7 protein-coding genes are annotated in these 11393 nt (G+C 64.7%); 5 read left to right on the forward strand and 2 right to left on the reverse strand.

The window, feature by feature from the left end; translation table 11 throughout:
• Positions 1–232 precede the first annotated feature (232 nt).
• On the reverse strand, positions 233–1864 hold the full coding sequence (serA, locus tag SH412_RS03860; protein WP_336522194.1) for a phosphoglycerate dehydrogenase: 1632 nt from the start codon (positions 1862–1864) through the stop codon (positions 233–235).
• Positions 1865–2320: 456 nt separating this feature from the next.
• On the opposite strand from serA, the gene metG reads away from it, so the two are divergent.
• From metG to SH412_RS03875, 3 genes are all read left to right on the forward strand, one after another.
• Positions 2321–4375, forward strand: coding sequence for a methionine--tRNA ligase (gene metG / locus SH412_RS03865; protein ID WP_336522195.1), 2055 nt, complete (start codon positions 2321–2323; stop codon positions 4373–4375).
• Positions 4376–4976: 601 nt separating this feature from the next.
• Positions 4977–5789 carry a hypothetical protein gene (locus SH412_RS03870; RefSeq protein ID WP_336522196.1) on the forward strand — a complete coding sequence of 271 codons (813 nt, stop codon included), beginning with the start codon at positions 4977–4979 and terminating at the stop codon, positions 5787–5789.
• Positions 5790–5971: 182 nt separating this feature from the next.
• On the forward strand, positions 5972–6553 hold the full coding sequence (locus tag SH412_RS03875) for a DJ-1/PfpI family protein (protein ID WP_336522197.1): 582 nt from the start codon (positions 5972–5974) through the stop codon (positions 6551–6553).
• A gap of 98 nt (positions 6554–6651) precedes the next feature.
• Here SH412_RS03875 and SH412_RS03880 read toward each other — a convergent pair whose 3' ends face one another.
• On the reverse strand, positions 6652–7719 hold the full coding sequence (locus tag SH412_RS03880) for a PA0069 family radical SAM protein (protein WP_336522198.1): 1068 nt from the start codon (positions 7717–7719) through the stop codon (positions 6652–6654).
• Between the two features lie 387 nt (positions 7720–8106).
• Here SH412_RS03880 and SH412_RS03885 point away from each other — a divergent pair, with 387 nt between their 5' ends.
• Together SH412_RS03885 and SH412_RS03890 are read left to right on the forward strand one after the other, a co-directional pair.
• Complete coding sequence (locus SH412_RS03885) at positions 8107–9306, forward strand: NupC/NupG family nucleoside CNT transporter (protein ID WP_336522199.1); 1200 nt, start codon at positions 8107–8109, stop codon at positions 9304–9306.
• Positions 9307–9559: 253 nt separating this feature from the next.
• A complete protein-coding gene (locus SH412_RS03890; RefSeq protein ID WP_336522200.1) occupies positions 9560–11128 on the forward strand; it encodes a COG1361 family protein in 1569 nt (522 codons plus the stop codon).
• Positions 11129–11393: the final 265 nt, after the last annotated feature.

Raw genomic sequence — 11393 nt, forward strand, 5'->3', positions numbered from 1 at the left:
GACGGACGTCCTCGTCCGTCGACTTCGTCCAAAACGCGACGGGTCGTGGCTCCCGCCTGCCGACCTGTGATTCCCTGCGCAGGACAACGGGTGGCCGGGGCAGGAGCGTCTTCGCGATGCCCCGGTGTCGCGGGACCGGGGCTTCCCTTCGGTCCAGCCCCGGCCACCCGCAGATTTGTGGCTGCCAGCACAATCCGGCAGGCGGGAGCCTGCCCTGCAAGACGGCCCGGCCCTATTTGCCGCCGAGCCAGGGGAGCGGCTCGCCAGCCTTCGGCAGCCGAATGAGCTGCACGCTGGTGACGGCCCCGTTTTCCGCCATTTCCTTGAGGACGTCGGCCGACGGCTCGTTGTCCAGATTCAGCACCGCGAGGGCGTCCCCGCCCGGTTCCGCCTTTTCCCGACCCAGCGCCATGTGGGCGATATTCACATTGTTCTTGCCGCAGACCGAACCGATGAAACCGATCACGCCCGGCTTGTCGATGTGGCGGTAGGCCAGCAGCAGGCCGTCGAGGTAGGCGTCGAGGTGGAACTTGTCGAACCGTACCAGACGCAGGAACTGTTTGCCGAACACCGTGCCGGCCGCGGTGAACTCGCCCTGATCGGTCACCACCGTCGCCGAGACCAGCGAGGAAAAATCGCCGACTTCGGTCGAAAGAGACTCGGTGATCTCGATCCCCCGTTCCTTGGCGAGCATCTCGGCGTTGACGATGTTAACCCCGTCGACAGCGTCCATCAGCAGCCCGGCGGCAAAGCTGGAGCCGATCAGCTTGGTCTTCTTGTTCGCCGCTTCGCCGCGGAACATCAGCTTGACGCTCCGGATGCCGGTCCCCTTCGTGACCTGCGCCATCAGGAGCCCCAGGCGGAGGCCGAGGTCCAGGTAAATCTGGTTGTCGGCCATCTCGGCCCCGGAGACCGGGGCCATGTTGACCGCGTGACGGACTTCGTTGCGGGTCAGGAAGCCGGACATGATCTCGGCCGCTTCGAGGGCCACCAGCTCCTGGGCTTCGTCGGTCGAAGCCCCCAGGTGCGGCGTGCAGACGACTTGCGGCAGATTGATGAGGCGGAAGTCCTTGGGGGGCTCCTGCACGAAGACGTCGAACGCCGCGCCGGCGACGTGGCCGGATTCGATGGCGTCGGCGAGTTCCTGTTCGTTGACGATGCCGCCGCGGGCGCAGTTGACGATCCGCACGCCCTTCTTCATCTGGGCGAGGCGGGCGGCGTTGATCATGTTCGCCGTTTCGGGCGTGAAGTGCGTGTGGAGCGTCAGGAAGTCGATCTGCGGCAGCATGTCGTCCAGACTCGCCTGCAGCTCGATCCCCAGCTCCTTGGCCCGCTCGGGGGACATGAACGGGTCATAGCCGACCACCTTCATTTCGAAGGCCAGCGCCCGGCGAGCGACCGAAACGCCGATCCGGCCCAGGCCGATGATCCCCAGCACCTTGCCGGCGAGCTGCGTCCCGGTGTAGCTCTTCTTATCCCACTTGCCCCCCTTGAGGGTCGCGCAGGCGGGGGGAATGTTGCGGGCGAGGGACATCATCATGGCGAAGGCGTGCTCGGCGGTGGAGATGGTGTTCCCCGCCGGGGTGTTCATGACGACGATTCCTTCGCGGGTGGCGGCGGGAAGGTCAATGTTGTCGACGCCGACGCCGGCCCGGACGATCGCTTTCAGCCGCGGCTGATCCTTGAGCAGTTCCGGCGTCAGCCTGGTGCCGCTGCGGATGATGATGCCGTCGGCGTCTTTGAGGGCTTCGCGGACCTGCTCGGGAGTGAGTCCCTTGCGTTCGTCGACCTCGATGCCGGGGGTGTTCTTGAGGATCTCGAGACCGGCTTTCGAGAGGCTGTCGGTAATCAGCACGCGATGCATGGACAAACTCGCTGGCAGAAGTTGAGGCGGCGGCAAAACGACACGGAGGGCGCGAACAGGTCGGCGCCCTCCTGATGATTTCCTGACCCATAGGATACGGGTCCGGTTCGCCGCGCCAAGGGTGGTCCCCGTTACGACTTGGGCAGGATTCTCAGTCGCGGGAAGGGTTTCCCGCTGGCGGAGCGCAAAACCTTTGACGCCCGCAGCAATTACGGTCACAACACCAGCCGTTGATGCGTGTTGCTGATGGCGAGTGGCTGGGGTCGAGTCTGCGAGCCGCCCGTCTGCCGACTCTGCTCCACGATCACTGGGGGCGGCCCAAGGGGGCAGGCTCCAGCCACCCTCAAAACCTCCTCGCATTTACGCAACCGTGAACCAGCGTGGACATTGGGGAGTCCGTCCTTTACGCTGCTGCCGCACCTGCACAGGCCGGACGGATTGTCCGGAGGAGAATTCATGACGCGTCGCATTCTGGTGACGTCCGCGTTGCCTTATGCCAACGGGCATATCCACTTAGGTCATCTGGTCGAGTATATCCAGACCGATATCTGGGTCCGCTTCCAGAAGCTGCGGGGGAACACCTGCACGTACGTCTGTGCCGACGACACGCACGGCACGGCGATCATGATCCGGGCCCGGCAGGAAGGCCGGCCGGAGACCGCAGTGATCGCCGATATGAGCGCGGCCCACCTGCGGGACTTCGCCGGGTTCGACGTCGCCTTCGACAACTACGGCAGCACCCACAGCGATTCCAACCGGGCCGTCTGCCACGAAATCTGGGGGGCACTCCGTCAGGCCGGCCTGATCGTCGAACAGGAAGTGACCCAGCTTTACGATCCCTCAGCTCAGACATTCCTCGCCGACCGGTTTGTGAAGGGGACGTGTCCCAACTGCCAGGCCCCCGACCAGTATGGCGACAGTTGCGACAAGTGCGGCTCGACCTACAGTCCGACCGACCTGATCAACCCGGTCAGCACGCTGTCAGGAGCCACGCCGGAAATCCGGACGGCGAAGCACCTCTTCGTCCAGATCGAACGTCTGCACGAGTTCCTGACCGAGTGGACGCAAAGCGGAAAGCACCTGCAGGAGGAAGTCGCCAACTACCTGAAGGGGCACTTCCTCGGCAAACCGCTCCGTGACTGGGACGTTTCGCGGCCGGCCCCGTACTTCGGGTTCGAGATTCCGGACAGCCCCGGCGACTACTGGTACGTCTGGTTCGACGCGCCGATCGGGTACATCGGGTCCACGGCCGACTGGTGCGCGGCACGCGGCGAGCGGTGGGAAGACTGGTGGAAGAACCCCGACGTCGAAATCCACCACTTCATCGGCAAGGACATCACGTACTTCCATACGCTGTTCTGGCCGGCGATGCTCAAGACGGCGGGAATCAATCTTCCCGAGAGAGTCCACATTCACGGCTTCCTGACGGTCGACGGCGAGAAGATGTCCAAAAGTAAGGGCACCTTCGTGATGGCTTCGACGTATTTGAAGCATCTCGACCCGGCGGCTCTGCGCTACTACTACGCCAGCAAGCTCGGGAACGGGCTGGATGACCTCGACCTCAACCTGGAAGAGTTCGTCGCCAAGGTGAATTCGGATCTGGTGGGCAAGGTCGTGAACCTGGCCAGCCGGACGGCGAAGTTTGTCGAAGCCACCGGGCTGTCGGCGGAGTATCCGGACGACGGCGGCCTGTTCGCTCAGGCGGCGGCCGAGGCGGATGCCATCGCCGCGGCGTACGAGGCGTGCGAATTCAGTGCGGCGATGCGGCAGATTATGGCGCTCGCCGACCAGGCGAACCGCTACGTCGAAGATCACGCCCCCTGGACGCTGAAGAAGGATCCCGAACGGGCGGCGGAACTGCAGCAGGTCTGCACGGTTTCGCTGAATCTGTTCCGCCAGATTGTGATCTACCTCGCGCCGGTGCAGCCGCGGCTCGCGGCCCAGGCGGCGAAGCTGTTGAATTGTCCGTTGGACGGTTGGGAAGACGTGCGTCGGCCGCTGGTCGGTACGCCCGTCAGCAAGTTCGAACATTTGATGAAGCGGGTCGATCCCGCACAGGTACAAGCCATGATTGAAGAAGGACAGCCTGCCGTCTCCGCTCCGGAAACGACCGCGGAAGCCGCCCCGGCCGCGCAGTACCAGGATGGCCCGGAAGCCCTCGCCAACGAGCCGCTCGTCGAAGCGCACTGCACGATCGACGACTTCGTGAAGGTCGACCTGCGGGTCGCCCGCGTCCTCGAAGCCAAGCACGTCGAAGGGGCCGACAAGCTGCTGCAGCTCACGCTGAGCCTCGGCGGCGACGTCCGCCGGAACGTCTTCGCGGGGATCAAGAGCGCCTATGCACCGGAGGCCCTCGTCGGCAAGCTGGTGATTCTCTGCGCCAACCTGGCCCCGCGGAAGATGCGGTTCGGCGTCAGCGAGGGGATGGTTTTGGCGGCCGGCGCCGGCGGGAAAGAGATCTACGTCCTTGAGCCCGATGACGGCGCCAAGCCGGGCATGCGGGTGCACTAGTGCTTTTGTCACGCTTGGACTACGGATTGAGCGAATAGCGAGTAGGGGATAGCGAATCGCCAGAAAAAGGCGAAACCAATGCGACTTCCTCTGGCTCTTCGCAACTCGCTCTCCTGAAGCATCCGAAAACGTGGCCCTGACAAAGCACTAGCCGCCGGGTGGCACTGGTGGCCTTCAGCCACCAGTGCTCTTCGACCTGGTGCACCAGAGTCAGGCGGCACGATCATCGGCAGGACTTCTCGGTTACTCCGTAGCAATCGTGTGAGATTCGGTGAAGATGTTCGCCAGAATCGCGCGAGCATGGCCGTCGAAAGCCCTCGCCAATCTTCAATTGCCGATATCACTTCGTGGCAAAACTCGGGTGGCACGGGTGGCTGAAGGCCACCCGTGCCACCCGGAGCTGCGGTCTGATCGAGCCCAATCCTGCGTGAAACGCCGTGAAACGGCGTCGACCGGCAGAAGCTGCAGGTGATCTGGACAGACTCCGGCAGATTCCTACAATTCGGCCCGCCTTCGGCCGGGGCGCGGAATGTCCGCGGACCGGTCTGGCGGGGTGGAATCTGTTCTGCCCGGCTCTGCTTCCGTTCGCGAGGACCGGTCCATGCGTGGCAGGCTCTGGAGACTCACCGGCGGGCTCGCGCTGCTGTTGTCCGGCTGTTACTCCTCTCCGTACTACTACGGCGCTCAGCCCTATGGGGCGCCGGGATCCATGTACGGCGCGCCCTACCAGCAGTACCCGAGCGGCGGCTATCCCGCGCCGGGCGGGACGTATATTCCGCAGAACTCCAACGGCATTTCGCCGACGCCCATCGCCCCCGGCAGCGGCAGCGGCAGCGGCGTGAACGCTCCGCCAACCTTCCGCCCCGATGGCGGCAGCAACGCGCCGGCCTATCCAGGGAACGGGGCCGACAAGCCGGTTCCGCGGCCGGATGCGGGCGACTTTGGCGTCGATCCCAACACCTCCAATCGCCCTCCCGCCAGCGACGGATTTGATGACAGCCCGTTCAAGCCCTCCAGCGCGCTGCCGATGGGTTCGCCGACGGTTGCCGCGGGACCGCTCCCCGGCAACCCCTCCGCCCTGCCGATGCCCATGCCGGTCGAGCAGGTCGCGCAGGTTGGCGGCCGGGCGCCGGACGATGTGCAGTTCGGGCACGACGCCGCGAAGTACACCTGGCTGCAGGGAATTGTGGCGTACGACGACATCGACCAGACCTGGAGCATTCTCTACAGCCTGTCGCCATCGGCGCAGGATCGGTTTGGCGGGGACCTGACGCTGGCGGCCGATCCTGCAAGATTCGCCGGGATGCGGAACGAGACGGCGGTCCGACTCGAAGGATTCGTTGATCCACAGATGAAGGATTCGCGCGGCAAGCCGGTCTACCGGATTACGAGCATCAAGCCGCTCGTTCGCTAAACCTCGTCATCGAATCGGACTTCTCCTCAAACCCTGCCGCAGTGCGTCGAACTGACGCCGTGTTGCAGGGCGTTGGCGTTTTCAAGGCGCCGTCGATACCGTGAGGATGGGTTGGCGGGCGAGCCGTCGGCCGCATGTCTTCGACGTTCCTCGCGGTTCGTTTCGGAAAGGTCTCCCACTGTATGTCTTCCAAGTCTCTCCTTCTGCTCGCCGGCGATTTCGTCGAAGACTATGAGATCATGGTCCCGTTTCAGGCCCTGCAGCTCGTCGGGTACACGGTCCACGCCGTCTGTCCGGGCAAGCAGGCGGGCGATCAGATCCGGACTGCGATCCACGACTTCGAAGGGGATCAGACCTACAGCGAGAAGCCCGGGCATAATTTCACGCTCAACGCCGACTTTGCCACGATCAAGGCCGCCGACTATGCGGGGCTGGTCCTGCCCGGCGGACGCGCCCCCGAGTATCTGCGGCTGAACGAGAACGTGCTGCAGCTCGTCCGCGACTTTTTTGCCGCCGGGAAGCCGGTGGCGGCCATCTGCCACGGCGTGCAGATTCTCTCTGCGGCGGGCGTCCTGAAGGGGCGTCGCTGCACCGCCTATGCCGCCTGCGGCCCCGAGATCACGCTGGCCGGCGGGCAGTACGTCGCTACGCCGGTCGATCAGGCCTATGTCGAAGGGAACCTGATCACGGCCCCCGCCTGGCCCGCCCATCCCGCCTGGCTGCGGGAGCTGGTCGGGGCGCTGGGTGGCGAGATCAGGAGCTGAAGAGAGTGGCTAGTGGTTAGTGGATTGTGGTTAGTGAAGAGAGAAGAGACTGGGCCGCGCCGGCTGCTCCGCCGATGGCGAACGCGATCGTGGATCGTTCAGAAGAGTCGCAACTGGCCGCCTTTGGGGATTGGCGGCGTGAACTGTGAGAAGTCCAGTTCCGGCAGTTTGCGATCGAGGCCGTGCTTGCGGCAGAAGACTTTGTATGTCTGCGCGATCTGATCGGCGATCAATCCCGAGCCCCGCATTCGCTCGCCGAAGTTCGAGGTGTTCAATTCGCCGCCGCGCAGCTCCCGCAGCCACGATTCTACGCGAGACTTCTTTGACGGGGCATATCGCTGCAGCCAGTCGAGGAAGATCGGCTTGACTGCCAGCGGCAGCCGCAGAATCGTATACCCGGCCGCGTGCGCCCCGGCTTCCGCCGCCGCGGCCAGCAGCGCCGGCAGTTCTGCATCGTTAAGTCCCGGAATGACCGGGGCGGTCATCACGCGCACGGGGATTCCGGCGGCGCTCAGTTCGCGAATTGCGCGGAGCCGGGCCGCCGGCCGGCTGGTTCGCGGTTCGAGCTGGCGCCCCAATTGTTCGTCGAGGGTCGTCAGGCTGATCGCCACATGGACCAGTCGGCGTTCGGCCATCTCGGCCAGCAGATCCAGATCCCGGAGGATCATCGCGTTCTTGGTGATGATCCCCACCGGCAAGCGGGCGTCGAGGACCACCTCCAGACATCGCCGGGTCAGTTCGAAGCGCTTTTCGGCGGGCTGGTAGCAGTCGGTCACGCCGGAGAAGGCGATCAGTTCCGGCGTCCAGCCGTCCCGTGCGAGCCATTCGGTCAGGAGTTCCGGCGCCCGGTGTTTGACGAAGATCTTCGCTTCGAAATCGATGCCGGCATTGAGCCCCAGATATTCGTGATACGGTCGGGCGTAGCAGTAGCTGCATCCGTGTTCGCAGCCGCGATAGGGGTTCACACCGTAGCGGAAGGGAATGTCCGGGCTGGTATTTTCAGAGACGATCGACCGGGAGGCGTCCGGGATGAACTCGGTCGGCACGGCGCGGGCTTCTTCGTCCGGATCGGGGGGATCTTCCAGATCGCTGACGTCGGTCCGGTACCGCGCGAAGCGATTCGCCGGATCGACATTTGCCCCTCGTCCCGTCCGTGCGTCCCACATGATTCAGCAATCCTGGCTGTCCGGCTGCAGAGAAGAAGTTTCACCGCGGAGACGCGGAGGACGCGGAGAAATGCAAGAGATGAGTCCGGAAAGTGAAAAGTGAGTATTGAGTCGTGATAAGTGCAAAGTGAAGGAGAATGCAATTCGCGAGTCAGCGACATTTCTTCCATTTTGCACTACTCACTCATCACTACTCACTTTTCACTTTCCGGGATTTCTTCTCCGCGTCCTCCGCGTCTCTGCGGTGAATCCTCTTCGTTTCTTCAAGTCCCTTGATCCGAAGTATATCCGGCCGCCTGTGGAAAGTCAGACGGGCTTCGGGCAGACTGCTTTCGCCCGGTCGCGCTGTGCCGGCGGAACGCGACTCGGCTTACGGGGATCTCTGCCATGACCGGGCAATTGACCAGCGGATTCGGCCTGGTGCTGATGATCGGCCTCGCCTGGCTGCTGAGCGCCCATCGCTGGCGCGTCGACTGGCGGCTGGTGACGATTGGCGTTCTGGTCCAGTTCGCCATTGCCTGGTCGCTGCTGAAGACGTCCCTGGGACTGGATGTCATCAATCGCGTGCGGACGATCTTCGAGCTGCTGCTCGCCTGCACCGACGATGGCGCGGAGTTCGCCTTCGGCCCCAACTTTCGGGACCACTACTTCGCATTCAAGATCGGCGCCACAATCATCTCTTTCGGCGCCCTGATGGGACTGCTCTACCACTTCCGGATTCTGCAGTTCGTCGTCGGCGTACTCGGCTGGTTCATGCAGCGGACGCTGGGGACGTCGGGGGCGGAGAGCCTGGTCGCCGCCGCGAACATTTTTACCGGGCAGACTGAGGCGCCGCTGATCATTCAGCCTTACCTTGCCCGCATGACGCGTTCCGAAATCATGACGCTGATGGTCGCCGGCTTCGCCACCGTGGCGGGCGGCGTGATGGCCGCCTTCATCGGCATGGGAATCGACGCCGGCCATCTCCTCACGGCCTCGGTGATCTCTGCACCAGCCGCCGTCGTGATTGCCAAGATTCTCCAGCCCGAAGTCGACGAACCGGTGACTCGCAACACGCTCGGGGCTGCGGTGAAACCCGACACGATCAACGCCTTTGATGCATTGACCACCGGGGCGGCCGACGGGCTGCGGCTGGCGCTGAACATCACGGCGATGGTGATTGCGTTTCTGGCGCTGGTGGCGGTCGTCGATCTGGCGCTGACGTCGGCGACGGGAGTCTTCGGGTCCCCGTGGACGCTGGCAGATGTGTTCGGCTGGGTCTTCAGTCCCCTGGCCTGGGCGATGGGGGTCGATCCGGGGGATGAACGCAAAGTCGGCGAACTGCTGGGGCTCAAGACTGTGGCGAACGAGTTTCTCGCCTATGACCGGCTGGCGACGATGCAGGACCTCGGCCCGCGCTCGAAGGTCATCGCCGTCTATGCGCTGTGCGGATTTGCAAACCTCGGATCCGTCGGCGTGCAGATCGGCGGGCTGTCATTGCTGGCTCCTTCCCGCCGGGCCGACTTTGCGACGCTCGGCTGGCGGGCGATGCTGGGGGGCAATCTCGCCTGCTTCATGACCGCCTGCATTGCGGGCCTCCTGATTTGAAGGCCGCCCGCAGACTTTGCCCGCGCCGCAGGGTCGGTGTCATCGGCCGAGTTTTGCCGATCTGCGTCTGCGGTTCGAGCCGCACAGTTCCCGGCGCATTCCGGGCGTTTCCGGCGGAAATCTCTCATCCCGCCCGTCGGCGCGGGTAGCGTTGCACGTGGTTGAGTCACCCGGACTGCGGAGTGGTGGCTCTGCGCAATTTTCAGACGCAGCGTCGGCCTGGCCGGCGGGAGACGAGAGAGGGAACGGACGGATGAATTACCAGCGCACGCACCAGCATCGCACAGCCGCCCGCCGGTCCGGCGGAGCCCTGCGCTGGAGTGTGGCGGCCGCGGTCGTCCTGCTCGCGTCGGTCGGCTGCAATCTGATGAATCGCCAGACCAACTACACTCCCGCCATCGGCTATCCCCCGAACCGGGCCCAGGAACGGAGATATCCCAACCAGCAGCCGCAGCCTTCGAACGGCGTCGGCACGTTTTTCCAGCCGCAAACGCCGACTCCGGTCGCACCGCCCGCGACGCAGGAGCGCGCGCCGGGGCCCCAGCTTTTTCCGTACCCCGGGCAGTCCGCGCCGGGTTCGAACAATCCGCCGCCAACATTTGCTCCGAGCACCCCGGCCGCGCCCGAGACGATCGAGAACAACCGTCAGCCGCTCGATCCGATTCCTTTGCCGGAAATCTCGCAGCCCCCCGCCGGCCCGAGGTTGCTGCCGCGTCTGCTCGATCCGTCGGCCGGTCTGATGACCGTTCGACCGTCGTCGGGGGGAACCGGCGCCGGCTGGATCGTCCTCGACGTCCAGGCGCCGCAACAGGCGCCGCAGGGGAGCGCTGCTCCGATCCGTGTAGTCGTGAAGAATGTCGGCCAGAAGATGGTCGAAACCCTCTCGATCTCCTGCGACGTGCCGGAGGGGGTCTCGCTGCCGGGGACCGTCGAACGCTCCACCGTTTCGCCTGTTCGGCGGCTGATCCCTGGCGAGGCGACCGAGCTGAAATTCCAGCCGCGCAGCGACGCCCTCGGACGGCAGACAATTCGCCTGACCGCCCGGTTCGGGAACACCGAAGTCGCCAGTCGGGTCGCCTCGATCGATTTCGTCCCCCGCCAGGTGGAACTGCAGGTCGTGGGACCCAACCGCCGGTCGGTCGGTCAGCGGGCCGAATTCAACGTTCGCGTGGCCAACCTCACCAGTCAGCCGCTGGAGAGCGTGAAGGTGCGGATGCGGTTCGACTCGCCGTTGACGGTCAAGGAGCTGACGCTCGGCGGTCGCCGGTCGGAAGGAGAAATCGAATGGACCGTCGGCGATCTGCGTCCCGGCGAGAGCATCGAGATCCAGGCGGAGTTCGATTGCAAGATTGCGACGTCGGAGGCGTGCGTGAACGTGTTCCTCTCCAGCGAAGAGGTGCTGTCCGAAGAGCGCGAAGTCTGCCTGCGGATCGATCCCGCGGTCGCAGATCTGCAGGTGAACCTGTCGGACGAGTCGGACCCGGTGCGGCAGGGGGAAACATTCCTGGTGAACGTGACGGCCCGCAACGGCGGTCTGCAGCCGCTGACCGACATCCGCGCCACGCTGCAGTTGCCGACGGGGATGCAGTTCGAGGGTCTGGAGGTGGTCGTCGGCAGCCGGCAGATCGCGCTGCCATTCGAAGTCCGCGAGGGCCGGGTGAACGTGGCCCCGGTGGCGATGCTGGTGTCGGGCGAGACGGCCCGCTACCAGTACGTGCTGCGGGCGAGCAAGCCGGGCGTTCATACGCTGAGGGCTTACGCCCGACATGCGGGGAGCCGGCAGATTATCGATCTGACGGAGCCGGTGAATGTGGCGCCGTGAGCGGCGGCGTTGAGGGTTGAGCTTTGAGTCGGAAACAGAAGCGGGCGGCCTGTTGGTCGCCCGCTTGTATTGTTGGTGTCGGAGGGCGGACGATGCGGTGCGGGCCTGTTGCTGACGGCGTTGCCGGGCTCCGATGGCCATGCCGATGCTGGCGAAATCGGCAAGCGCGAGGGCGAGGGCGGCGGGTTCGTTCGAAAAGCGGAGCGTCGAGGGCGTCGTGGACCGTGGACGGCCATAGCGGCCATCTCGCTCTCTGCGAGCGGTC

It is taken from the genome of Planctellipticum variicoloris, from assembly GCF_030622045.1.
Lineage (GTDB): Bacteria > Planctomycetota > Planctomycetia > Planctomycetales > Planctomycetaceae > Planctellipticum > Planctellipticum variicoloris.